Raw genomic sequence first — 24,340 nt, forward strand, 5'->3', positions numbered from 1 at the left:
CTTCGGCTTGTTTGAGGAGACGACGTGGCCGGACAGTCCGAGCGCCCCGTTCCAGTGATCGCCAAGGAGACCGAGTTCTTCTGGCGCTCGGGGGCGGACGGCCGCCTCCGCTTTCAGGCGTGCAAGGCGTGTGCCGCACTGATCCACCCGCCGCAGCCGGTCTGCCGCGTCTGCCGGAGCCACGAGCTGGGCGTGCGCGTCGTCTCCGGCTACGCGACGCTGATCGGCTTCACCGTCAGCCACCGCTTCGGCTTCCCCGGCCTGCCCTCGCCGTACGTTGTGGCCCAGGTCGCGATCGAGGACGACCCGCGCGTCCGGCTGACCACCAACATCGTCGACTGCGACCCCGACGACCTCGTGCTCGGCATGCGCATGGAGGTCGTCTTCGAGAAGGTCGGCGACGGCGACGGCCCGCCCACCACGGCCTGGCTGCCGCTGTTCCGGCCGGCCGCCGAACAGCCCGCCGAACCCGCCGCGTTGCCGCGCGACGAGATCGAACCCGGGGACATGTGGCGGCACGTCCGCCCGATGGTCACGCCGGAGAAGTTCGAGGACAAGGTCGCGGTCACCGGCATCGGGATGTCGGAGGTCGGGCGCCGCCTCATGCTGCCCCCGCTCCAGCTCACCGTCGAGGCCTGCGAACGCGCCATCGCCGACGCCGGGTTGAGCCTCGACGACATCGACGGCCTCGCCTCCTACCCCGGCGCCGGCAACGTCGGCGGCTTCGGCGAGGGCGGCGTCGCCGCCCTCCAGTCGGCGCTGGGCATCCGGCCCACCTGGTACAACGGCGGCATGGAGACCTTCGGGCCCGGCGGCTCGGTGATCGCCGCCATGCTCGCGGTCTCCAGCGGCCTCGCCCGGCACGTGCTGTGCTTCCGCACGGTGTGGGAGTCCACGTTCTCCGAGCTGATCAAGGCCGGCAAGATCAAGGTGCCCGCGGGCGCCGCGCCGACCGGGTGGATGAACCCCTTCGGGGCGACCTCCGCCGCGCACACCCTGGCGCAGACCGCGCAGCGCTACTTCCACACGTACGGCGCGTCGCGCGAGACGCTCGGCTGGATCGCGCTCAACCAGCGCGCGAACGCCATGGTCAACCCGACCGCGATCTACCGCGACCCGATGACGATGGACGACTACCTGTCGGCCCGGATGATCACCACCCCGCTCGGCCTCTACGACTGCGACGTCCCGTGCGACGGCGCGACCGCCGTGATCGTGTCCGCCGTGGACGCCGCCCGCGACCTCGCCAAGCCGGTGATCCGCGTCGAGTCCGTCGGCACGCAGTCGATCGAACGCCTCGAATGGGACCAGAGCACGCTCACCCACGAGCCGCAGGCCCTCGGCCCGGCCGCGCACCTGTGGTCGCGGACCTCGCTGCGCCCGTCGGACGTCGACGTGGCCGAGCTGTACGACGGCTTCACCATCAACTGCCTGACCTGGATCGAGGCCCTGGGCTTCTGCGGCATCGGCGAGGGCAAGGACTTCCTCGACGGCGGCAAGAACATCGCCCGCGAAGGCGGCGTGGTGGCCCTCAACACGCACGGCGGCCAGCTCTCGCACGGCCGCACGCACGGCATGGGCCTCATCCACGAGGCCATCACCCAGCTCCGCGGCGAGGCCGGCGAGCGGCAGGTGGCCGGGGCCCGGGTGGCCGCGGTCAGCAGCGGCGGCCTGACGCCCAGCGGCGCCATCCTGTTCCGGAAGGACGGCTGACTCCAGTGGCCGAGACACAGAACATCGTGGTGGTCGGCGGCGGCGCCGCCGGCGTGGCGGCGGTCGAGACCCTGCGGCGCGACGGATACACCGGCTCGCTCACCCTCCTGTGCGGGGAGTCGGCACTGCCGTACGACCGGCCCCCGCTGTCCAAGCAAGTCCTCACGGGCGCTTGGGAGTTGGAGCGGACGCAGCTGCGCGACGCCCAGCAGTACCGCGACCTCGGCGTGGACCTGCGCCACCTCGGGGCGACCGGCCTGGACGTCGCGGGACGCCGGGTGCGCCTGGCCGACGGCACCGAACTCCCGTACGACGGCGTGATCCTCGCCACCGGCGTGCAGCCGCGCCGCCTGCCGGCCGGGCACGACCTCCCGGGCGTCCACGTGCTGCGCGGCCACGTCGACGCGGAGGGCCTGCGCGGCGCGCTGACGCCGGGCACCCGCCTCGTCGTCGTCGGCGCGGGGCTCATCGGCCTGGAGGTGGCCGCGTCCGCCCGGGGCCTGGGCCTGGACGTCACCGTGGTCGAGCCGGCCGCCCAGCCGATGCTGCGTCAGGTCGGGCCCCGGATCGGCGCGATCATCGCCGACCTGCACCGCGAGCAGGGCGTGGACCTGCGGTTGGGCGTCGGCGTCGCGGAACTCCGCGGCGACGGCGGCGCGGTGAACGCGGTCGTGCTGTCGGACGGCGGCGTCGTCGACGCCGACTGCGTGCTGGTGTCCATCGGCGCGGAGCCGACCGTCGACTGGCTGCGCGACTCCGGGCTGACCCTCGGCAACGGCGTCGAGTGCGACGAGTTCTGCCGTGCCGCGCCCGGGGTGTACGCCGCGGGCGACGTCGCCTCGTGGGTCAACCCGCGCTACGGCCGCCGCATGCGGCTGGAGCACCGGACCAACGCGAGCGAGCAGGGCGGCGCGGCGGCGCAGAACCTCCTGCGGGACCTCGCGGGCGAGGAGCGGAAGCCGTTCACGCCGCTCCCGTACTTCTGGACCGACCAGTACACCGTCAAGATCCAGGCGCACGGCGTGCTCCCCGAGGACGCCGACATCGAGATCGAGCAGGGGCCGGCCGAGGGCCGGTGGGTCGCTGTCTATCGAACCGGCGGACAGCTCACGGGAGTTCTGGGATGGAACGCCCCGACGCTCGTGCTGCCGTACCGCAGGCGGATGCTCGAGGAGGCCGTCGCCTCGTAGTACCCGTACGGCACTTCGCTCGGCCGGCACTCGACCGGCACCCAAACCGTCAGAACCAGACCGGGAGTTGCGCATGCCCCAAGGTGTCTTCTACGTCGAATCGATGCCCGCGTCGGCCGAGCGCGAGGCCGATTTCCACGACTGGTACCAGAACACCCACCTGCCGGAGATGGCCGCGCTGCCGGGCGTCGTCTCGGCGCGCCGCTTCGCGCCGACCAACGGCAAGGGCCCGTTCGTGACGCTCTACGAGCTGGAGGCCGACGACCTCGACGCGATCATCGCCCACGTGCGGGAGGCCGCCGCCGGGTTCACGATGTCGGACGCGGTCGACATGACCGTGAATCCGAGGATGCGCGTCCTGAGGCTCATCGGCGAACACGGCCCTTCCGACGCCCAGGCCTGACCCGGCCGAGGCCCGTCTGATCCGCAGGCGCCGCGCGGTTCCGCTCCCGACCGCGCGGCGCCGTTCCCGTGCGGGTGTGCAGCCCGCCGCAAACCGGAAGGGTTTCGCCGTGTTCGAACTCAACGGGCGCACCGCCTTGGTGACCGGGGCGGGACGCCACGTCGGCCGCCGGATCGCCGAAGTCCTCGCCGAGGCCGGCGCCGCGGTCGCCGTCAACGACATCGACCGGGGGCGCGCCGAGGAGACCGCCGAGGCGCTGGTCGCCGCCGGGGGCAAGGCCGCCGCCGTACCGGGCGACATCACCGACCCCGCGACGGTCCGGGCGATCGTCGACCGCACCGGCGAACTGCTGGGCCCCGTCGATATTTTGGTCAACAACGCGGGTATCCCGGTCGGCGGCTCGACGTGGGGCGCGCAGTTCGGCGACACCTCCCCCGACGACTGGACGCCGCTGATCCAGCTCAACGTCCTGGCGGTGCTGCACTGCACGCACGCGGTGCTGCCGCACATGCGCGAGCAGGGCTACGGCCGGCTGATCCACATCGTGTCCGACTCCGCGCGTGCCGGTATGCCGGGATTGGCCGTCTACGGCGCCGCGAAGGCCGCCGCGGCGGCGTTCTCGCGCTGCCTGGCCACCGAGGTGGGCCGCACCGGGATCACGAGCAACTGCGTGTCCCTCGGCACCATTCCGCCCGCCGAGGCCCCGCCCGAGGTCCTGCGGAAGCTCGCACGCGGCTATCCGGCGGGCCGCACCGGAACCCCCGACGACGTCGCCCCCACCGTGCTGTGGCTGGCGTCCGCGGAGGCGGCGTGGGTCACGGGCCAGACGGTCTCGGTGAACGGCGGGTGGCTCACCACCTGAGGGGCGTCCCCGCTCACGGCGGCCCCGGCGTGTCCGCCAGGGCCGCGTGCAGCGCGACCGCGGGGGCCAGGTCCGGCTGGTACGCCAGCGCGACCGCGACCGCGTCGCGGGCCGCCGCCCGGTCGCCGTTGCGGGCGTGCCGCAGCGCCGCGTTGTAGTGGATGCGTCCCGCGTAGGCCAAGTGCGCGAGCGGGGCCAGGTCTTCGGCGCACTCCGGACAGCGCAGCGACTCGGCGTCCGCGTCGACGCCGCACAGCGGGCAGACGACGTCGGGAGCGGCCTCGGGCGTCACGCCTCCTCCAGACGGATCGTCATGTCGTCGGGATTCGGGGCGACTTCCCCGCGCTCGCGCATCGCCGCCGCGTAGAGGTCGACGAGCACGGTCAGATGCCGGTTGGCCTTCTCCATGTTGACCCCCCGGACGGCGTCTTCGAGGCCCGCCAGCTCGGTGCGGATCCGCTGGGCCAGCGCCGGCGAGACGAGGTCCTGCGCCACGAAGACCCGACACATCGTCAGCATGCGTGCGGTGTGGCCGAGTTCGTCGGCGTACGTGAGCCCGCGCTGCGCGGCGTCCAGGGCCGCGACCCAGTCGCCCGCCTCCCGGGCCCGGCGCAGCGCGTCCAGGTGACCGCGGAGTACGTCGAGGTCGCCGGCGCTGACGACGGCCTCGGTGCACGCGATGAACGCGGTGAGGTACGCCTCCGCGTACCGGACCTCGGACTGCGCCTCCAGCCGCTGCCGCGCCTCGGCGAGCACCGCGTCGACCGAGCGACCGCCGGTCTGGCCCGCGGCCGTGTCGTCGAGCGTGTCCAACAGCCTGCGCGCCGCGGACTTCTCGGCCGGGGTCAGCTCGTCGGACCAGCGGTCGGTGAAGTCCTCCAGCTTGCGGCGGCTGTCCTCGACCTGCACCTTGAGCACCGGGTCGAGGGTCACGCGCTCCAGCTTGACGGTCTTCTCGGAGCCCCCGTGCACCCGCACCGCGAGCGTGATCGTGCGGTCCCGATCCAGGCCGAAGGAGACGTCGACCGGCGTGCGCCCCGAGGTGCCGTCCGGCAGACGCATCGTCAGGTGGCCGATCAGCTCGTTCTGCTGGGCGAGTTCGTGCTCGCCCTCGTAGACGGCGACCTCCAGCCGGTGCCGTCCGCCGGTCCCGGTGACGACGAACTCGCGGCTGACCGGCTCGGTGGTCGGGTAGGTCGAGTTCTTCGGGATGATCACCGCCATCCGGCCGTCGTTCAGCTCGATGCCCAGGTTCTTCGGCGTGATGTCGAACGGATTGGTCACCTGCATCCACGTCCCGCAGGACGAACACGCCTCGGCGCCGGGCGCGTTGACCGTCCGGCAGGTCGGGCAGCGCAGACCGCTCGGCTCCGTCTCGGCCGACGCCTCGCGCAGTGCCTCACCGCACACGTCGCAGGCCGCCGCGCCGGGGTGCGCGGGCGAACCGCAGCGCGGACACGCGGCCGTGGGCGCGGCCTTGGCGAGCGGGACCCGCTGCCCCTCGGGGGCCGCCGCGTCCGCCGCGGACAACGACTGCCCGCACTTCGGGCAGGCCGCGGCGTCGGCGGGGACCGGCAGGTGGCAGCCGTCGCACGACACCCGCTCGGCCCCCACGAGCGACGTCGCGCACGATGAACAGGCCGTCGCGGCAAGGTCGTTCGGCGCACGGCACTCGGCGCACTCCACGTCGGCGACCAACGCGCCCTGCACGGCCGCCCCCAGGGCCACGCACTGCATCGGGTTGATGCCGCGCCGGATCCGCCGGGGTCCGAAGACCTCGCCGAGCCGCCGCGAGACGAGCGGGATCGCCGTGGAGCCGCCCACCAGCAGGACTTCGTCGATGTCCTCGACGGTGAGGTTGGCCTCGCGCACGGCCTTGCGGGTGAGTTCGACGGTGCGCTCGATCTGCGGGGCGATCAACTCCTCGAACCGGGCCCGGTCGAAGACGCTCTCCATGGTGAAGCGGCCGCCGCCCAGGCCGATCAGGCTCACGTCCGCGCTCAACTGGTGGGAGAGCTGGATCTTCGTCTGCTCGGCCTCCTTCGCCAGGGACGGCCGGTCGCGCCGGTCCGGGTCGTAGGCGGGCCCGTACTCGGCGCGGACGTCGTCGAGCAGGGCCGCCGAGATCGCCCGGTCGAAGTCGTCGCCGCCGAGGAGGTTGTCGCCCTCGATCCCCAGCACCGAAACCGAGCCGGGGACGAGCAGGAGGATCGAGATGTCGAAGGTGCCGCCGCCGAGGTCGTAGACGAGGACGGTGCGGCCTTCCTCGGGGAGGTCCTCGGTCACGCCGTAGGCGAGGGCGGCGGCGGTGGGCTCGTTGATGATCCGCAGGACGTGGAACCCGGCCATCCGGCCCGCCTCCTGCGTGGCGGCGACCTGCCGCTCGCCGAAGTACGCGGGGACGGTGATCACCGCCCGGTCGAACCGGCCCCCCGCGCGGAGCTCGGCGTCCTCCTTGAGCCGGCGCAGGATGATCGCGGAGATCTCGATCGGGGTGTACGCGCGGCCGTGGAACGCGATCGTGATGTCGCCGTCCATCCCCGCGGTGACCTGGTAGTCCAGCTCCCGCAGCGCGGCCTGCACGTCGCCGTCACCGAACTTGCGGCCCATGAAGCGCTTGACGGACCGGATGACGTTCTCCGCGTCCAACAGCGTCCGCCGCCGCGCGTCCTGGCCGACCAGCAGTTCGCCGTGCCGACCGCGCGTCACGACGGACGGCGTGGCCTCCTCGTTGCGCCGGTTGTGGATGATCTCGGGCTCCCCGCGGCGCAGGTGCGCCATCACGGAGTTGGTGGTCCCCAGGTCGATGCCGAGCGTGCGGAGCATTGCGGTGGATTCCCCTCGTGGACTGCGAAGTGACCGGACCGTCGCGCCTCAACGGGCCCGCCCCGGCCGCCCGTCGGACTGCCGCGCCGGCCGATCGGCGCCTTTGCGCTGCGCGCGCGTGGTGCGTTTGGGCTGCTCCCGCTTGCCGGGGCCCCGCCGGGCCGGGGACTCGGGGGCGGTACGCCCGCCGTCGTCCGCCGCGGCGGGGGCCGACACCTCGGACACCGGGACGAGCGACGGGTCCGCGCGTGGCTCGGCGCGCGCGGGCGCATCCCCGTCGCCGGCATCCGCGACCGGTGGTTCGCCGGCCTTGGCCGCCGTGTCGGCCGGTCGCGCCGCCCAGGGACGGATCGCGGACGGGTCGACGAACGCCGACGGGGCGCCGGTCGGCTCCGCACCGCCCGCGTCCGCACCGCCCGCGTCGGCGACGCCGGGGGCCGCGTCGCCCGGCGGCGCGACGGCCGACGGCGCGTCCGCGGGGTCCGCGCCTCCGGGCCGCGTGGTCCGGGGACGGATGGCGGAGGGGTCGACGGCCCCCGGCTCCCGGCCCTCCGCCTCCGCGTCGCTCTCCCCGGTGGCCGGTGCTCCGCCGCCCGTGTGCGGCGGGGCCGCCGACGCGCCCGCGGGGTCGGGCTCCGCGGGGTCCGCGACGGCGGGGGCCGCGTCGGTGTCCCGCGGGTCTCGGGGTGGTGTGAGCCAGGGGTGGGCGGCGGGAGGACCGGCGGTCGTCGGGGCCTCGGTCGGCAGGTTCTCGGTGGTCACAGCCTCAGGCGGCAGGTTCTCGGCCGTCGGCGCCTCGGTCGCCGGGTCCTCGCCGGGCGGCCCGGGTGGGTTCGCGCCCGTGTCGGCCCCGTCGTCGGGGGTGATCTCGGCCGGTGGTCCCGGGCTCGGCGGAATCGCGACGAAGACCCGTCCCGGGCGCAGGACTTCGCCCTGCCATACGAAGCACGCGGCCATCGTCTCGACGACCGTGTCGGGGGCGACGGCATCCGTCTCCTCCGTACCGGCGACCTCGGCGTACGCGGTGTTGACCGCCCGGCCCTCCAGCTCGATCTCCTTGACACCGAACGCGCCCAGGCGTCGGTGCAGCCGCCTGCGCACCGCGTCGACGCCCGACGCGCGGCTCGGGGACAGCCGTCGGCCGCGTTGCAGGGCCAGGAGGTCGTCGTCGGTCTCGATCAGGGTCATCAGCAACCGCCGCTCGCGCGCCCGGGCCTCGCGGGCCTCCTCCTCGCGCCGCTGCCGCAGGGCACCCGCGCGGATCACCAGGCGGCCGTACGACTTCGCCAGGTCGACGTCGCGCGCCTGCTCCGGGACCGGCAGCGGCGAGGCGGTCAGCCACAGCGGTTCGGTGGTCGCGGGGGTGTCCGGCATCGTGCTCCTCTGGGGCGGAACGGGCGGGGGACGACGGTCAGTCGGGCAACGGGACCGGGGGCAGGAGCCGGGCCGCGTCCGGACGGAACCTCTCGGGCACGTACGGGCGTCGCGCGCCGCCCTCGGGCTCCGGCGGGTCGGCCCGGTCGGCGGCCGTCTCCGCGTCGCGCAGCACGACCAGGGACGCGGGGTCCGGCAGCCGCCCCGGGGCGGGGGCGGGCAGCAGCGGTTCGCGTGCCGCCGCGGCCAGTTCGTCGCGGACGTCCGCCGGTGCGGGACGCGGCAGGTGCCGCTGGACGTCGGCCTCCAGGCGCCGCGCGGGGTTGCGCAGCAGCGCGGCTGCGGCGTTGATCTGCTGCCGCGTGTACCGCCCGGCCCGCACCGCGCGTCCGACGGCGACGTTGACGTCCTTGACGGTCGCGTCCGGCGGCAGGTCCAGGACGACGTAGGGAGACGGGTCGAGCGGGGGCATCGGCTCCTCCTCACCGGCGCTGCGACCGGCGCAGGCCGGTCTCGATCTGGTCCGCGAGCAGGCGGACGTGGAAGTCGCGGGGGTCGTGCCGCAGCGCCTCGGTGATGTTCCGGTGGGCGGACCGCCACTCGCCGTTGTTGGCCTGGGAGACCGCCCACGCCGCCAGCACTTGGGCGAGTTGCTGGCGGGTGACCGTGTCGGCGGTGGCCTCCAGGGCCCTCCGCAGCAGGTCCGCCGCCGTGGCGAAGTTCTTGCGGTCGGCGTGTGCGACGCCTTCGTTGTGGAGGAGCATCCCGAACGCCGGTGCGGTGTCCGCCGCGTCGTACTCCGCCGCCTGGTCCAGCCACGTGTGCTTGGTCCGGAACGGCGCGTCCTGGTTCTCGACGAGCTTGTACTGGAAGTAGCGGCTGAGCCTGGTCCTCGCGTCCCGCTCACGGTCGCCGCCGCCCCACTCGGGGTCGTGGTCGATCGAGCGCCTCATCGCCGCGACGGCCTCGCTCCGGTCGCCGTCCTCGGCACAGGCGTGCGCGAGCCGCGCGAACACGCCGGTGGCGTTGAGGAGATCGTCCTCGGCCCGGGTGATCGCCGCTATCTGCGCGAACACCGGTGCGGCAAGCGCCAGTTGCCTGCGGCCCGGTTTCCCCTCGCCGACCCGCTGCCACGCGAGGTTGCCGAGCACCGCGACGAACTCGTGGTCCATGGCGGACGGTTCGGCGGTGAGAGAGCGGGCCTTGCGCATCAGGTCGACGGCCCGGGCGTAGTCCTTCTGCTCGTTGTTGATCTTGCGGCCGAACTGGAGGTACGCCGCGGCCAGGTTCTCCCGCAGGCCGGCGTCGTCCGGGGCGAGGTGGCGCGCGCGTTCGAGGATGTCGACGGCACCGGGCTGGTCGTCGCTGTTCTCGCTGAGCCATTCCCGCGCGGCGTTGACCCCGGCGGCCGAGGCGAGTTCGGCGGTCTCCGGGGTGTGCGCGCCGGCTTCGGACAACACGGCGAGCGCTTGGGCCCATTCGCGGTGCCGGTGGTGCTCGCGGGCCACCGCCACCAGCGTCGAGGCCAGCAACTCCCGTGCTCCCGCGATGTTTTCGTCGGCCTGCGTACGCAACACCGCGGCGGCGGCCTCGGGTCGGCCGCGGCCGATCAGGTAGTGGGCGGTGCCGAGCGGCCCGAACAACGCGGCGCCCTCGGCGTCTCCCGCGTTCCGCCACTCCGTGCGGCGTGCGTCGGCGGCGGGGACGCCGTGGCCGGCGAGCAGGTCCAGCAGGCGCGGCCCGGCGACGAGTCCCGGCCGGGCGGCGGCGAGGCGCGCGGCCTCCCACTCGCGGCCCCAGCGGACCTCGGCGGCGTCGGGGGTGTCGCGAGGAACGTCCCGGGAGGCGTCCCACGCGGCGAGGTCCTGGCGCAGCCGCTCGGCGACGGCGTCGCAGGCGGTGTCCCACTGCGCGGCGTCGACGGCGCGCCCGACGGCCCCGGCGACCTGGTCCCGGAACGCGGGCGACCGCAGCACCGCGGCCCAGCAGCCGAGCGCCCAGTCCCACTGGTCGGCGGTAGGTGCGGCGGTCGCGGCGCGGTGGGCGGCGATCGCGAGGGAGTGCAGCAGCGGCAGGTCGGCGGTCCCGCGTTCGCGCAGGACCGAGCGCAACACCTCGGCGGCGCGGGCGGGTTCGCCGTCGGCGTCGGCCGACAGCGCGACCTCCTCGCCGAGCACGGCGAGCGCGGCGTCGACACCGGGGTGGTGGCCGGGCAGGTCGGCGGCCTCGCGGAGGTCGGCGAGAACCGCCGCGTGGGGGCGACCGGGTGCGGCGGCCCGGCGGGTCAGGACGGGCGCGCGGGCGGGGTGTCCGGGTTCCAGGAGCGCGAGGGCGGCATCGAGTTCGCCCTCCTCGGCCAGCAGCAGCGCCCGCAACCGGGCGGCTTCCGGCTCCAGCGCCGTACCGTCCCATCCGGCGAGCAGCAGCCCGGGCGAGAGGCCCGCCGCCCGCGCGGCGGCGACCCCGGCGTCCAGCAGGGCCGCGCCACAGACCCGGCACACACCGAACGCGGCGTCGCACCGCCCGCAGATCCGGCATTCCGGCGCCGACGCCCCCGCGTCGTCACGCCCCCACCACGCCCCCGCCCCCGCCGCCTCGACACCCCATCCCCCGGACGACGGCCCGCGCGCACGGCCATCCGGCCGCCGCGCACCCGACGCGGTATCCGCCGCGGACATCCCCTCGCCGGACGAGGGCGGCTCGCCGCCCGCTTCGGACCGCGGCACACCCGCCGAACGGGCGGCCCACTCACCGGAGGACGGGCCGTCCGCACGGCCGCCCGGCCCCCGCGCACCGGTCCCGGTACGCGTCCCGGACACCCGACCGCCGGACGAGGGCGGCTCACCGCCGCCAACGGACCGCGGCGCACCCGCCGGACCGGCGGCCGACTCAGCGGAGGACGGCCCGCGCGCACGGCCGTCCGGCCGCCGCGCACCCGACGCGGTATCCGCCGCGGACACGCCCTCACCGGGCGAGGACGGCTCGCCACGCCCCTCGGACCGCCGCGCACCCGATGCGGTATCGGCCGCCCCGGACGTCCGCTCGTCCGTCACCGCCCGCCCGCCGGAGGCCGACGTGTCGCCTTCGCGCTCGGACCGCCGCGTCTCGGCCGCGGAATCGGGCGTCGCTCCGCCCGCTTCCTCGCCCACCTCGCGGCCCACCACGAGTCCGCCGGACACGCGCCCGTCCGCCGAGGCGTCCCGATCACGCGCGCCGCCGCACGTCCGCCGCTCCCCCGACCCGCCCGCGCCCGGGGTGGCCGTCGCGAACTCCCGTGCGGCCCGGGGGCGCAGCGCGCGGAGGCAGAGGCGGTAGCCGTCGAGGGCCGCCTGCCAGTTGCCGGCGCGTGAGGCGAGGACGGCCCGGAGCCGGACGTCGGCGGGGTCCGTCGACTCGCCGTCGAGGAGGGCGAGGGTGCGTGTGGGGCGTGCGTCGGCCAGTCCCGCGACGGCCAGGTGGTAGCGGTCGCGCGGGCGGCCCTTGACCGCGGCGAGGAGCGACGACGCCTCGTGCGGGCGGTTCCGCAGCAGGGCCAGCGCGGCCCGCGCGGAGCGTACCCGGACTTCGTCGCCGAGCAGGGAGGCGACCTCGCGCAGCGCCTCGTCGGCCGTGTCGGTGTCCCGTGCCACCAGCGCGCGGGTGGCCACGCGGAACGCGGCCTCGCCCAGGGCGCGGCGGTACGCGGTGGCCGTGTCCGCCGCGACGCAGCGCCGCCACAGCTCGCGTGCCTCGTCGACGCGGTCGGCCGCCAGCGCGGCCCGTGCCCGGCGGTCCCACGCGAGGACGACGTTCCGCGGGGCGGAGACCGCCCAGAGCCGTGCCGCGCGGTCGTGGTCCCCCGCCGCGAAATACGCCGCCGCGAGGTGGAAGGCGTCCTCCTGCGGCGGCTCGGTGGCGTCCCAGTCCGTCGGGGCCGCCCCCGGAGCGGGTGCCTCGGGCCACAGCGCGAGGGCTTCGTCCGGCCGCCCGCAGGCGGTGAGCACGCAGGCCAGCCGGACTCCGACCCCCGGCAGGTCCGCACCCGCCGTGCGGTACGCCGCCGCGGCCTCGGCGGGACGGCCGGCCCGCTCGTGCGCCAGGGCGAGGCCCAGGTGCGCGGCGGTGTGGTCCGGGTCGATCGCGAGCACCGCCTCGAAGCGCGGCCGGGCCTCGCCGTCGCGGCCCGCGCGGAGCGCCGCGGCGCCCAACGCGTAGAGGGGGCGCGGGTCGTCGGGCGACCGTCCGGCCGCCTCGGCGAGGTCTTCGGCGGCGCCCGCCGGGTCGCCCGCCGCCTCGCGGGCGAGGCCGCGGTAGAGCAGCGCTTCGCCGGGCAGGCGTGGTCCGCGCGACCACGGGTGGCCGTGCGGTGCGCGCGGGCGTCCCAACGCGAGGGTGAACGCCCGTACCGCCTCGGGGTGTCGGTTGAGCGCGGTGAGCACCACGCCGTGGGCGAAGGCCAGTTCGTCGGTCGGCGGGCAGCGCGCGGCGGCGAGCAGCGCCTCCGCCTCGCCGAGCCGACCGGCGCCGCGCAGTGCGGACGCCCGGGCGAGCACGGCCCATTCCGTCCGGGGCAGCGCGGCGACCGTGGCACCGGTGACGGCGTCGTCGCCGGAGCGGCACCACTGCTGGACCCATTCGGTGACCGCGGTGGCCAGGGGGTGGGTGGACTCCCCCGCGAGGAACGCGAGGACGGGGGCCAACTCCGGGCGCTCCGCGACGACTTGCTCGTGGGCGAGGAAGCGCAGCACCCACTCGGGGAGTGCCTGGGCCGGGTGGGTCAGCAGCGGGAACGCCGCGCGGTAGGCCGCCACGGCGCCCTCCCGGTCGCCGAGTTGCGCGGTCACGGCGGCGGCGCCCGCGAGTGCGCGGCCCCGCTGGTCCTCGCGTCCGGCGACGCCCGCGAGGCGCTGCGCCAGCTTCTCGTAGCGCTTGCGGCCCGTGTCGGGCCTCCCGGCCTGGACCGCTTTCACGGCAGCCGCCAGTTGCCTTTCCGCCTCTTCGGCGTCCGGTGCCCGGTCCGTGTCGAAGAAACGCACCCAACCCCCGTAGGCATGCCGAACTGGTGTGCCACGCACGCGACCTGATGGATCATCACGCTGTTGTCAGAATATGCGACAGGGTTCCGCGGCGGTACAGGGAAATCCCGCACCCCGGCGCGCGACACGGGGGCGCCTGGGCACCGGGTCGTTCGGCGGGGTCGCGGCCGGTGCGCCGGGGGCCGGCGGGGGTGCCGGGGCCGGGGCGTGAGGGGCCCGCGACGTGAGGGGCCACGGCGGTACGGGAAATGCCGCACCTCGGCGCGGGGCGGGCGGGCGCGTGTCCTTCAGTGCGGCCACGGTCGGCGTCCGGGGGGGCGCGAGGGGTCCGCGGCGGTACAGGGGTCCCGCGCCCCGACGCACGACGCGGGGAGCGTGTGCGGGGTCCTTCGGTGCCGTCGCGGTCGGCGTCCGGGGGCCGGGGGCGTTCGCGGGGTCAGGTGCGGCGGGTGTGTGCCGCTGTGACGCTGCCGAGGAAGGCGGCCGTCCGCGAGACCGCTTCGGCCGCCCGCCGGGCGTGCGGGGCACCCGGCGCGACCTCGGTCTCCACGCGGACCCCGCCCCGGGCGGTGTGCGCCGCCAGGAGCCGGGAGCCGTCCGCAAGCCGTTCGGGGCCGGACACCTGGATGAAGAGCGGCGGAAGCTGGGCCAGACGCTCCACCGGCATGGACGCGAACGCGCTGTAAGTGCGGGGCAGTTCGGGCGGATCAAGGTACGCGTCGTCCCAGGCCCCCGGTTCGCGGGCCACCGGGCCGACCGCGTCGCCGCACGCCGCGTCGCGCTGATCCCCGCACGGGTCCCACCGCCCGTCGGGCCGCGGGACGCGACACGCGCCGGCGGGGTGGTCGCCGTGCGCGTCGAAGACGCCGCCGTACAGGATCGCGGCGAGCGGCGCGGGTAGGCCCTCCTCCGCTCCGCGCACCAGGATCGCGGCGACCATGTCGTCGCCCGCCGCGACGTCGCCGGCGACCACGACGCGGGCCCCCGGGACCAGCAGCGCGGCGTAGGCGTAGGCCGCGAGGCAGGCGCTCGGCCGCGGGTCGCGGGACGGCGTCCGCCGGGGCGGCCTGCGGAATTCCGACAGGATCACGCGCGCGCGGACGGCGTGCGCGATGTGCGCCGCCGCGTAGCGGGCGGTGGTCGCGGCGTGCTCGGTGGCGGCCTCCGCCGGTTCCCGTTCGTACACGTACAGCACGACGAGGTCGTCGCCGACGTCCGGCGGAGTCAGCAGGGACGCGTCGGGCGGCAGCCCGGCGGCCGGGGCCTCGACGACATCGGGTTCCGGCGCCATCGGCGTCGGCACGGCCAGGGGCACCAGGGCGCTCGGCGGCATCCCGGCGCCGGGGGAACGAAGAGGCTGCGGCACCCACCCATTGCACCGCCTCGTGGAGCATGGGAATATCCATTCCTAGATATAAGAATGACGTTCTTCCTCAGCCGCGGCGTGTTCCGCGCCGCGGCCCAGCGAAACGGTGGCGGCCATGAAGGCGGAAGACCAGTTCCACATCGGCATCGTCGCGGACGACTTCGAGGCGACCCTCGCCGAATTGTCCGAGGGCTTCGGCTACGAGTGGTGCGACGAGGTCGGCTCGACCACCACGGTCACGACGCCGAACGGCGACATCGTCGTCGACATGCGGTGCGTGTACTCGACGGCCGCGCCCCGCGTGGAGGTCGTCCGCCGCGTCCCTGGAACCCTGTGGGAGCCGGTCGAGGGCGGCGGTATCCACCACGTCGGCTACTGGTCGGACGACGTCGTCGCCGACTGCGCGGAACTGGCGGGCAAGGGCTACACCGTCGAGGCGACCCGCATCGGCGCCGACGGCGCGATGACCTTCGCGTTCCTGCGCGGCAGCAAGGGCCTGCTGATCGAGCTGGTCAACCGCGCGACGCAGCCGGGGCTGGAGACGGTCTGGCAGATCCGCACCGGAACCACCGCACCCGCGCGGTGAGTTCGACCGCGACCACCCCGTGGTCCCCAGGCACGACCGGCATCGACGAGACAGGGGCGAAGGCGTGACGAACGTGGGAATCGTGACCGGCGGCGGACGCGGCATGGGCCTGGAGTGCGCGCGGCGGCTCCCGGAGATCGTGGACGTGCTGCTGCTCGTCGATCTCGACGAGGCCGGCGCCGCACGGGCCGCCCGCGCCCTGTCGGAGACGTCACCCGTGACCCGGATCGAGCCGTTCGCGCTCGACGTCACCGACCGCGACGGCCTCGCCCGGCTCGCCGACCGCGTCGCCGGACTCGGGACCCTGCGGGCCGTCGCGCACGCCGCGGGCATCTCCCCCACGATGGCCGACTGGCGCCGCATCTTCACCGTCGACCTGATCGGCACCGCCCTGCTCGCCGAGGCGCTGCGCCCGCTCGCGACCGCCGGCACCGCGACGGTGTGCTTCGCGTCCATGGCCCCGCTGCTCGGCGGGCCCGCCTCGGATCCGGCCGTGCGGGCGATCCTGGACGAGCCGCTGGCCGAGGACTTCCTCGACCGGATCCGCGACGCGGTCGGCCCGTCCATCGAGGACACCGGCCTCGCCTACTCGTGCGCCAAGGGCGGCGTCCACCGCTTCGTGAGCCACGAGGCCGTACGCCTCGGCCCGCTCGGCGCCCGCATCTGCTCCGTCTCCCCCGGCGTCATCGACACCCCGCAGGGCCGCCAGGAAGCGGCGAGCAACCCCACGCTCGGCAGGCTCACCGACGCCACGCCCCTCGCCCGCACGGGCCGGGCCGAAGAGGTCGCCGCCGCCGTCGCCTTCCTGCTCTCCGACCAGGCGTCGTTCGTCAACGGCATCGACCTCCTCGTCGACGGCGGCGTCCACGCCGCCCTCCGCACCCACGCCGCATCCCTGCACTAGCCGACCACACCCCCGATCCGGAACTCCCCCACAGAGCAGGCGAGTTCCGGCCCCAACCCCTGCCCGGAAACAACCACACCGACACACCCCCATCACCCCGCCCCGGAAACGACGCTGCCGGGGCGGGGAGGCCGGGTGGCCTGCCCGTCCCGGCAGTGTTGGGTGGCGTGCTCAGGTGACGACGGATGCCGCCTTGAGGGCCAGGATGCGGTCCCAGTCGAAGCCGAGCTCCATCAGGACCTCCTCCGTCTGGGCGGCGAACTCGGGAGCCCCCTGGGTCTGGGGCGCCGAGACGTCGAACTGCACCGGGTTGGCGACGAGTTCAAGCTCGCCGGCGCGCACGATGTACTCGTTCTCGCGCACCTGGTGGTCGGCACCGACCTGGAGCGCGTCCTGCACCGGCGCCCAGGGTCCGGCGAGCGTCGCGAACTTCTCGGTCCACTCCGGGAGAGTCCGGCCGCCGATGACCTCGCGCAGGATCGCCGCGGCCTCGTCGGTGTGCTCCTTGAAGCCCTCCACCGAGGTGAACCTCGGGTCGTCGGCCAGCTCGGGGCGGTCGATGTGGCGGCACACGTCGGCCCAGAACTTCGTCGGCTGCAGCATCACGAAGCTGATGTAGCGCCCGTCCTTGGTCGCGTACAGGCCCGAGAGCGGGTTGCCCGGCGAGCCGTGCGTGCCGGGGGTGACCGCGACCCAGTCCTTGTTCAGGTGCAGCGACAGCGCGATGCCGTGGCCCATGGCCCAGACACCGCTGCTGAGCAGCGATACGTCCACGACGGACGGTTCGCCGGTGCGCTCGCGCTTGAGCAGCGCCGCCGCGATGCCGCCGGCGAGGTTGGTGCCGGAGATGGTGTCGCCGTACGCCGGCACCGGAGGCGCGATCATGCCGCCGGACCCGGGCGGGGTGATGCTGGCCGCCGTCCCGGCGCGCGCCCAGAACGCGGTCATGTCGTAGCCGCCCTTGTCGGACTCCGGCCCGCGCGGGCCGAGGGCGCTGCCCCGGGCGTAGACGATCTTGGGGTTCACCTTGCGGATGTCGTCGACGTCGATGCCGAACTTCGTCCGGTGCCCCGGGAGGAAGCTGGTGAGGAACACGTCGGCGCGCTTGGCGAGTTCGTACAGGACCTCGCGGCCCTCGGGCTGCGAGACGTCGAGGCCGATGCTGCGCTTGCCGCGGTTGGCGTGCTCGATGTTCGGGTTGGGGTCACCCTCCACCTTGAACGCCCCCGTCTGCCGGAGCCCGCGCTGCGGGTCACCGTTGACGGCGTGCTCCACCTTGATCACGTCCGCGCCCCACTCGGCGAGCACGCCGCCCGCCGAGGGGACGAAGCCGTACATCGCCACTTCGAGGACGCGGATGCCCTCCAACGGCCTGCCGCTCATGCCGACACCTCGTTGCGCTCGGCGCCGCGGTCGCGAAGCGCGTCCCTTGCCTTGATCCGCTCGGTCATCCGACTACCACCGCCATGGTCTTGCCTTCCAGGAACTCTTCGAGGCCGACGACGCCCATCTCGCGGCCGATACCCGACTGCTTGTACCCGCCGAACGGCGAGTCGGGCGCGAAGTAGTTGCCGCCGTTGAGGCTGAGCGTGCCGGTGCGGATCCGGCGCCCGACCGCGATGGCCCGGTCGTTGTCGCGGCTGACGATCGCGCCGGACAGGCCGAAGATCGAGTCGTTGGCGATGCGCACGGCGTCGTCCTCGTCCTCGTACGGGATCACCGCGAGCACCGGTCCGAAGACCTCGTCCTGCGCGATCTCGTCGCCCGAGGCGACGTCGGTGAGCAGCGTCGGCTCGTAGAAGAAGCCCGGGTCGACGCGCTTGCCGCCGGTCACCAGCGTGGCGCCGCCCTCGACGGCACGCTGCACGATGGCGTCGACCTTGTCGCGCTGCTTCTCGCTGATCAGCGGGCCCATGAGGTTCTTCGGGTCGGTCGGGTCGCCCCACGGCACGTTGCCGAGCATGGCGGCGACCTTGCCGACGATCTCGTCGTGGTGCTCGCGGGGCACGAGCAGGCGGGACGTGATCGCGCAGCCCTGGCCGGCGTGCGAGCAGATCGTGAACGCCGCCATCATCGCGGCGGTGTCGAAGTCGGCGTCGTCGAGGACGATCATCGCCGACTTGCCGCCGAGTTCGAGGAAGACCTTCTTGACGGTCTTGCTCGCGACCTCCATGATCCGGCGGCCGACGGGGGTCGAGCCGGTGAAGGTGATCATGTCGACGTCGCGGTGGGCGGTGAGCACCTCGCCGACCTCGGGGGCGGGCGACGCGAGGACGTTGACGACGCCCGGCGGGATGTCGGTGTGCTCGGCGATGAGTTCGCCGAGGAACAGCGTGGTCAGCGGGGTGTCGGGGGCGCCCTTGAGGATGACCGTGCACCCGGCGGCGAGAGCCGGGGCGAGCTTCGCGAGGGCGAGCTGGTTCGGGTAGTTGTACGCGGTGATCGCCGCGACGACGCCGACCGGCTCCTTCTCGACCCAGCGGTGGTGCTTGGCGCCGCGCGCCTCGACCTCGCCGAGGTCCTTGGTCCACGCGTAGTCGCGGATCAGGTCGGTGTAGTACCGCAGCACGTCGATCGGGGCGTCGAGCGCGGGGCCGTACGTGAGCGCGCGCGGCACGCCGACCTCGGCGACCGTGAGGTCGCGCAGTTCCTCGCGGTGCTCGTCGAGGGCCTTGTGGAGCTGGTCGAGACAGCGGAACCGCAGCTCGTGGTCGGTCGCCCAGTCGGTGGTGTCGAACGCCTTGCGGGCCGCCGCGATGGCCGCCTCCGCGTGCTCGACCGTCGCGTCGACGGCGGCACCGACGACCTCGCCGTTGGCCGGGTTGATCGAGTCGAAGGTGTTGTCGGTCCCGACGAGCTTGCCGTCGATGAGAAGTCGCTTCACATTCGCAGTCACAGTCGCACCACTTGTCCGCCGTCGATGCTGGTTTCCTGGCCGGTGACCCACGAGGCGTCATCCGAGAGAAGGACGGCCGGCGCGCCGGCGGTGTCCCTGACCATGCCCATGTTCCGGAGCGCGGGCTCCTGGGCGAACGCGTTCTGGTCCTCCGCCGGGACGACCGTGGCGATCGTGGCGAGTGCGGCGGAGTCCGGGGCCGCGGCCTGCCGCCGCCCCCGCTTTCCCCTGGTTTCGGCGACCATGGCACCGGCGCGCGCGGCGGCCGGCGTGCGGGCGTGGCCCGTGCCGATCCCCCAGGCGGCACCGGTGGCCAAGGCCACCTGGCCTCGGAATCGCATGCTTCGGTCCCCTTTCGTGGCGGCGTGGCTGTGTGGAAACTACATTCTCAGTTTTCGCAAATCAACAGATCGGAGGGTCCGGCGAGACGCCGCACGACCCGTTCCGACCAGCAGGTTGGCCGCATCCCGTCGCCGTGACCTCGGCGGACGCCCCCGGGCCCGCCGTGAAGCCGTGCGCACGGCCGCGCAAAAGACGCTGTGCGAGTGCTCAGGACCCTTCCCGAAACCGACCGCTTGAGAATAGTATTCTCCGATCCGGAAGGGAGATTTTCATGAGCAACACGACGGCGTTGCGCCCAAGCCTGGGTGTCGAGGTCACCGACGTCGAGAACCTTCTCGACGAGGCACTGATCAACAGGTGCGTGGAAGCGCTGAAATGGCGCGGTGTGCTGTTGGTCCGCGGTGCCGACCTCGACGACGAGGCGCAGCTCGCGTTCAGCCGCAGGCTGGGCGAGGTCGTCGCGCTGGCCGGTCAGGAGATCTTCAAGGTCTCCCTCGACCCGTCGGTGAACCCCGCGGCCGAATACCTCAAGGGCACCTTCCACTGGCACCTGGACGGCACCACGGACGAGGTCCCGGTCAAGGCCACCACGCTGACGGCCCGCCACGTCGCCATGGTCGGCGGCGGCACGGAGTTCGCCAGCACGTACGCCGCGTACGAGGCGCTGTCCGAGCAGGACCGCAAGCGGTACGAAGACCTGCGCGTCGTGCACAGCATCGAGGCCGCGCAGCGCCTGGTCTACCCGGACCCCACCGAGGAACAGCTCGCCATGTGGCGGGCGCTGCCCAGCCACGAGAAGTCCCTCGTCTGGAAGCGCCGCGACGGCCGCCGCTCGCTGGTCATCGGCGCCACCGCGGACCACATCGTCGGCATGGACCCCGCCGAGAGCCGGGCGATCCTCGACGAGCTGCTGGAGTGGAGTACGCAGGAGCGCTTCCGGTACACCCACGACTGGCAGGTCGGCGACCTCGTCGTGTGGGACAACACCGGCATCCTGCACCGCGCCCTGCACTACGACGCCTCGTCGCAGCGCACGATGCACCGCACCACGATCGTCGGCGACGAGGCGTTCGCATGAGCGAGCGAGGCGAGAAGCGGACCGCGGTCGTCACCGGAGGCGGCTCGGGCATCGGCAAGGCGATCGGCGAGCGCCTGGCCGCCGACGGCCACCAGGTGGCGATCCTCGACCTGAACCCGGACGGCAGCACCTTCTTCGGCCGGAAGGCCGACGTGACCGACCCGGAGCAGGTCGGTGCGGCCCTCGACGCCGTCCGCGCCGAGCTGGGCCCGGTCACCATCCTGGTGAACGCCGCCGGCCTCGACGGGGTCAGCCGCTTCGACAAGCTCGGCTTCGAGGCGTGGAAGCGCGTGATCGACGTCAACCTCAACGGCGTCTACCACTGCATCCAGGCCGCGCTGCCCGACATGGTCGCGGCCGGGTGGGGGCGCATCGTCAACATCTCGTCGTCGAGCGCGCACTCCGGCCAGCCGTACATGACCCACTACGTCGCGGCCAAGTCCGCGGTCAACGGCCTGACCAAGGCGCTGGCGCTGGAACTGGGCCCGCGCGGGATCACGGTCAACGCCGTGCCGCCCGGCTTCGTCGACACCCCGATGCTGCGCAAGGCCGAGGCCGACGGCCTCATCGGCGGCACCGTCGAGGACCACATCAAGCGGACTCCGGTACGCCGGGTCGGCCTTCCGTCGGACATCGCGGCGGCGTGCTCGTTCCTCATCTCGGAGGACGCCGGCTACATCACCGGCCAGATCCTCGGCGTGAACGGTGGCCGCAACACCTGACCGCCGCCGGGGGCCGGGCCGTCGGACGGAACACTCCGGCGGCCCGGTCGCCGCATTCACCGCGACACCCGTGAAGTTCGGGGAAACCGCCAAGGAACACGGATGGAGAAGATCATGAAGGTGCACGTCGACGATGAGCGCTGCCAGGGCCACACGCTCTGCGCCATGATTGCCCCCCGAATTTTCGAACTCAGTGAAATCGACGGTCACTCCTCGGTCGTGGTCGACGAAGTCCCCGCCGATGAGGAGCAGAAGGTCATCGAGGCCGTGAATTCCTGCCCGGAGCGCGCTATTTCGATTTCCTGACCCATTTCCCGTGCCCCCGGGCACCCGACACCCCAGTCCGGCCATGCTCCCGCTCCGACGGCCCGGCACCGCCTCCCCCGCTTCCACACACGATCAACCGTGACTGTGGACGACAAAAGTCGACCGACAAGAGGTGTTCTTGACTGCTCCCTCGGCTGAAGCCGGGGGTTCCCAGACGGCCTTCGGCCGTCCGCCGCCTGTCAGGTGGCACGCCTCGCGGCGCGGGGTTTCTGCTTCACAGCCGACTGCGGAAGGGAGGACCCTTGCCGACTGACACCAGCTCCACAGACATCACCAGGAGTGTTCCCGGCTACGGCTCGACCAGCCGCAAGGATGTTCTTCGCCGCGTTGATGTCCCGGTCATGCCGAGTGCGGCAGCCCGGACACGTCCAGTGCCGGGTGGAAAGGCTCAGCTCGGACAGCAGGTGCCCGCATGCCGAGCAGGTCTTCGAGGACGGATACCAGCGGTCGATCACCACGAGCCGGCGCCCGGCGCGCTCACACTTGTACTCCAGCTGTCGCCGGAACTCGCCCCACCCGCAATCGGCGATGGCACGGTTCAGGCCGCTCTTCCGGGCGACGTTGCGCCCCGGCTGGTCGAGTGTGCCCGAGGCGGAGGACATGGCGCCCCTGACGTTCAGGTCCTCGATCACGATCGTGTCGGCTCGGCGCACCAGGTTCGTGGTGGTGCGGTGCAGGAAGTCCTGCCGGGCGTGACGGACCTTGCGGTGGGCTCGGGCCACCTTTGCCCTTGCCTTGCGCCGGTTCATACTGCCGCGGCGGCAGCGGGTCATACGCCGCTGGTAGCGGGCGAGGTTGCGGGCCTTGCGTTCCAGGTGGCGCGGATTCGCGACGCGTTCGCCGTCGCTGATCACCGCGAAGTCCTTGACGCCAAGGTCTACGCCGATCTCGTGCCTGGCCTCGTCCGTGTGCCCGGGCTCGTCGGTGTCGACGGCGAAGGTCACCTACCAGCGTCCGTCAGGGTCACGGGAGATCACGACCATCGTGGGATTCAGCGACACGAGGTCCACGTCGTCGAAGGGCCATACGAACGCGAGAGGTTCGCCGGTCTTCGCCATGCGCAGCTCGCCCTCCCGCATGCGGAACGCCGATCGGGTGTAGTGCGCGGACTGCCGCGAGTTGCGGTTCTTGAAGCGCGGGTACTTGGCGCGACCGGCGAAGAAGTTCGCGAACGAGGTGTGCTGGTGTCGCAGCGTCTGCTGCAACGGCACCGAGGACACCTCGGACAGGAATGCCAGTTCCTCGGTCTTCTTCCACTGCGTCAGAGCGGCGTCGGTCTGCTTGTACGAGGTTTTCTCGCCTCGCTGGTGGTATGCCTCGTGGCGTGCGGCCAGCGTCTTGTTCCACACCAGGCGCACGCAGCCGAACGTGCGGCTGAAATTGGCCGCCTGTTCGGGGTCCGGGTAGGCCCGGCACTTGTACGCCATCCGCATGGAGACCATCCAACAGGACGTGTGGCTTCGGGCAAAACCTCAAGTCACCTGCCAGCGGACTCCGTTCTCGGACGGCCCCGGCTTCGCCGGGCCGCTCCTTGCGGAGTCCGGATTCCTCCCCGGCCTGAAGGCCGGGGCATCCTCCGGAGGTTCGGGTGAACGCCAGTCCGTTGCAAGACCAGTCAGACGGCTCCGCTTCGGCTTCACAGCCGTTCCGCGTCGTCCAGTGGGCCACCGGCAACGTCGGGACGCGCTCGCTCCGCCAGATCATCCGACACCCCCGGCTGACGCTGGCCGGGCTGTACGTCCATTCCGAGAGCAAGGCGGGCCGGGACGCCGGCGAGCTGTGCGGGCTCGAGGAGACCGGTGTCACCGCCACGCGGGACATCGACGACATCATCGCCCTGGACGCGGACTGCGTGCTCTACATGGCCGCCAAGCTCGACCTCGACGAGGTCTGCCGGCTGCTCGCGTCCGGCGCCAACGTGGTGACCACGCGCGGCGAGTTCCACCGCCCCGCGAGCATGGACCCCGCGATGCGCGCGCGGGTCGAGGCGGCGTGTGCCGAGGGCGGCACGTCGCTGCACAGCACGGGCAGCAGCCCCGGCTTCATCACCGAGACCGTGCCGCTGGCCCTGCTGTCGATGCAGCGGCAGCTCAACGGCCTGTCGATCCACGAGTTCGCGGACTGCTCCTCGCGGAACTCGCCCGACATGCTCTTCCACGTCATGGGCTTCGGCAAGACCGTGGGCGACTTCTCCGAGGCGCGGCTGACGCACGCGCGCACGAGCTTCGGCCCGTCGCTCGCCAACGTCGCGGAGGCCGTCGGCCTGCCGATCGAGTCGCTGGAGGCGTCCGGCGAGGTCGCGACGACCACGCGCGACGTCGAGATCGCCGCGGGCACCGTCAAGAAGGGCACGGTGGGCGCGCAGCGCATCACGGTGGCCGGACTCCGCGGCGGGAAGGAGCTGATGCGGTTCACCGCGACGTGGTACTGCACCACGGAGATCGACCAGGACTGGGAACTGCGCAGCAACGGCTGGCGGGTCGTGATCGACGGCGACGCGTCGATGACGCTGGACCTGATGTTCCCGAAGATGTCGTTCGACGTGCAGGCGCAGACGACACCGGGCTACACCGCGAACCCGGCGGTGAACGCCGTCCCCTACGTGGTCGAGGCGGCGCCGGGGATCCGTACCGCGTTCGACCTTCCGAAGATCGTCGGGCCGATGGCCTGAGCGGTCGGTCCGGCCCGTAGTGCGCGCGGAACCCGTCGAACAGCCCGGTCGTTCGGCGGGTTCCG

21 protein-coding genes are annotated in these 24,340 nt (G+C 73.4%); 10 read left to right on the top strand and 11 right to left on the bottom strand.

Annotation, left to right across the window (positions count from 1 at the left end; genetic code table 11):
* The first annotated feature begins 24 nt into the window (after window positions 1–24).
* The 4 genes from LO772_RS06270 to LO772_RS06285 all read left to right on the top strand — a co-directional run bounded on the left by LO772_RS06270 (window position 25) and on the right by LO772_RS06285 (window position 4,168).
* A complete protein-coding gene (locus tag LO772_RS06270) occupies window positions 25–1,713 on the top strand; it encodes a thiolase C-terminal domain-containing protein (protein WP_231777371.1) in 1,689 nt (562 codons plus the stop codon).
* Between the two features lie 5 nt (window positions 1,714–1,718).
* A complete protein-coding gene (locus LO772_RS06275; protein WP_231777372.1) occupies window positions 1,719–2,903 on the top strand; it encodes an NAD(P)/FAD-dependent oxidoreductase in 1,185 nt (394 codons plus the stop codon).
* Window positions 2,904–2,976: 73 nt separating this feature from the next.
* The gene (locus tag LO772_RS06280; RefSeq protein WP_231777373.1) at window positions 2,977–3,306 is read left to right on the top strand and encodes a DUF4286 family protein; all 330 of its coding nucleotides are present in this window, start codon (window positions 2,977–2,979) and stop codon (window positions 3,304–3,306) included.
* A gap of 109 nt (window positions 3,307–3,415) precedes the next feature.
* Window positions 3,416–4,168 (top strand): SDR family NAD(P)-dependent oxidoreductase, encoded by a 753-nt coding sequence (locus tag LO772_RS06285; protein ID WP_231777374.1) that lies wholly within the window; start codon window positions 3,416–3,418, stop codon window positions 4,166–4,168.
* A gap of 13 nt (window positions 4,169–4,181) precedes the next feature.
* Here the strand turns inward: LO772_RS06285 and LO772_RS06290 are convergent, their stop codons facing one another.
* The 6 genes from LO772_RS06290 to LO772_RS06315 form a co-directional block, all read right to left on the bottom strand.
* Window positions 4,182–4,460 carry a hypothetical protein gene (locus LO772_RS06290; RefSeq protein ID WP_231777375.1) on the bottom strand — a complete coding sequence of 93 codons (279 nt, stop codon included), beginning with the start codon at window positions 4,458–4,460 and terminating at the stop codon, window positions 4,182–4,184.
* Window positions 4,457–6,994 (bottom strand): Hsp70 family protein, encoded by a 2,538-nt coding sequence (locus LO772_RS06295; RefSeq protein WP_231777376.1) that lies wholly within the window; start codon window positions 6,992–6,994, stop codon window positions 4,457–4,459. The genes LO772_RS06290 and LO772_RS06295 overlap by 4 nt, the downstream gene beginning before the upstream one ends.
* Before the next feature lie 48 nt (window positions 6,995–7,042).
* Window positions 7,043–8,368 (bottom strand): nucleotide exchange factor GrpE, encoded by a 1,326-nt coding sequence (gene grpE, locus LO772_RS06300; RefSeq protein ID WP_231777377.1) that lies wholly within the window; start codon window positions 8,366–8,368, stop codon window positions 7,043–7,045.
* Window positions 8,369–8,405: 37 nt separating this feature from the next.
* Window positions 8,406–8,840 (bottom strand): hypothetical protein, encoded by a 435-nt coding sequence (locus tag LO772_RS06305; RefSeq protein WP_231777378.1) that lies wholly within the window; start codon window positions 8,838–8,840, stop codon window positions 8,406–8,408.
* A gap of 10 nt (window positions 8,841–8,850) precedes the next feature.
* Window positions 8,851–13,383, bottom strand: a complete 4,533-nt coding sequence (locus LO772_RS06310; RefSeq protein ID WP_231777379.1) for a tetratricopeptide repeat protein — start codon at window positions 13,381–13,383, stop codon at window positions 8,851–8,853.
* Window positions 13,384–13,819: 436 nt separating this feature from the next.
* Window positions 13,820–14,749, bottom strand: coding sequence for an alpha/beta hydrolase fold domain-containing protein (locus tag LO772_RS06315; protein ID WP_231777380.1), 930 nt, complete (start codon window positions 14,747–14,749; stop codon window positions 13,820–13,822).
* A 115-nt stretch (window positions 14,750–14,864) separates the two neighbouring features.
* Between LO772_RS06315 and LO772_RS06320 the strand changes: the two genes are divergently transcribed.
* Both LO772_RS06320 and LO772_RS06325 read left to right on the top strand, forming a co-directional pair.
* Window positions 14,865–15,335 (top strand): VOC family protein, encoded by a 471-nt coding sequence (locus tag LO772_RS06320; RefSeq protein ID WP_231777381.1) that lies wholly within the window; start codon window positions 14,865–14,867, stop codon window positions 15,333–15,335.
* 64 nt (window positions 15,336–15,399) lie between these two features.
* Window positions 15,400–16,239: an SDR family oxidoreductase gene (locus tag LO772_RS06325; RefSeq protein ID WP_231777382.1), complete on the top strand. Its 840-nt coding sequence runs from the start codon at window positions 15,400–15,402 to the stop codon at window positions 16,237–16,239.
* A 171-nt stretch (window positions 16,240–16,410) separates the two neighbouring features.
* On the opposite strand, the gene LO772_RS06330 is transcribed toward LO772_RS06325, so the two are convergent.
* The 3 genes from LO772_RS06330 to LO772_RS06340 form a co-directional block, all read right to left on the bottom strand.
* Window positions 16,411–17,622 (bottom strand): CaiB/BaiF CoA transferase family protein, encoded by a 1,212-nt coding sequence (locus tag LO772_RS06330; protein WP_231777383.1) that lies wholly within the window; start codon window positions 17,620–17,622, stop codon window positions 16,411–16,413.
* Between the two features lie 64 nt (window positions 17,623–17,686).
* Window positions 17,687–19,123, bottom strand: coding sequence for an aldehyde dehydrogenase family protein (locus LO772_RS06335; RefSeq protein WP_231777384.1), 1,437 nt, complete (start codon window positions 19,121–19,123; stop codon window positions 17,687–17,689).
* Window positions 19,124–19,131: 8 nt separating this feature from the next.
* On the bottom strand, window positions 19,132–19,476 hold the full coding sequence (locus tag LO772_RS06340; RefSeq protein ID WP_231777385.1) for an SDR family oxidoreductase: 345 nt from the start codon (window positions 19,474–19,476) through the stop codon (window positions 19,132–19,134).
* A 272-nt stretch (window positions 19,477–19,748) separates the two neighbouring features.
* On the opposite strand from LO772_RS06340, the gene LO772_RS06345 reads away from it, so the two are divergent.
* From LO772_RS06345 to LO772_RS06355, 3 genes are all read left to right on the top strand, one after another.
* Complete coding sequence (locus LO772_RS06345; protein WP_231777386.1) at window positions 19,749–20,555, top strand: TauD/TfdA dioxygenase family protein; 807 nt, start codon at window positions 19,749–19,751, stop codon at window positions 20,553–20,555.
* A complete protein-coding gene (locus LO772_RS06350) occupies window positions 20,552–21,277 on the top strand; it encodes an SDR family NAD(P)-dependent oxidoreductase (RefSeq protein WP_231777387.1) in 726 nt (241 codons plus the stop codon). The genes LO772_RS06345 and LO772_RS06350 overlap by 4 nt, the downstream gene beginning before the upstream one ends.
* A gap of 102 nt (window positions 21,278–21,379) precedes the next feature.
* Window positions 21,380–21,583 carry a ferredoxin gene (locus tag LO772_RS06355; RefSeq protein WP_231777388.1) on the top strand — a complete coding sequence of 68 codons (204 nt, stop codon included), beginning with the start codon at window positions 21,380–21,382 and terminating at the stop codon, window positions 21,581–21,583.
* 200 nt (window positions 21,584–21,783) lie between these two features.
* On the opposite strand, the gene LO772_RS36060 is transcribed toward LO772_RS06355, so the two are convergent.
* Both LO772_RS36060 and LO772_RS36065 read right to left on the bottom strand, forming a co-directional pair.
* Window positions 21,784–22,548: an RNA-guided endonuclease InsQ/TnpB family protein gene (locus LO772_RS36060; protein WP_331717312.1), complete on the bottom strand. Its 765-nt coding sequence runs from the start codon at window positions 22,546–22,548 to the stop codon at window positions 21,784–21,786.
* On the bottom strand, window positions 22,549–23,046 hold the full coding sequence (locus LO772_RS36065; RefSeq protein ID WP_331717313.1) for an RNA-guided endonuclease InsQ/TnpB family protein: 498 nt from the start codon (window positions 23,044–23,046) through the stop codon (window positions 22,549–22,551).
* 161 nt (window positions 23,047–23,207) lie between these two features.
* Between LO772_RS36065 and LO772_RS06365 the strand changes: the two genes are divergently transcribed.
* Window positions 23,208–24,275 (top strand): NAD(P)H-dependent amine dehydrogenase family protein, encoded by a 1,068-nt coding sequence (locus tag LO772_RS06365; protein ID WP_231777389.1) that lies wholly within the window; start codon window positions 23,208–23,210, stop codon window positions 24,273–24,275.
* The last annotated feature ends 65 nt before the right edge of the window (window positions 24,276–24,340 follow it).

It is taken from the genome of Yinghuangia sp. ASG 101, from assembly GCF_021165735.1.
Lineage (GTDB): Bacteria > Actinomycetota > Actinomycetes > Streptomycetales > Streptomycetaceae > Yinghuangia.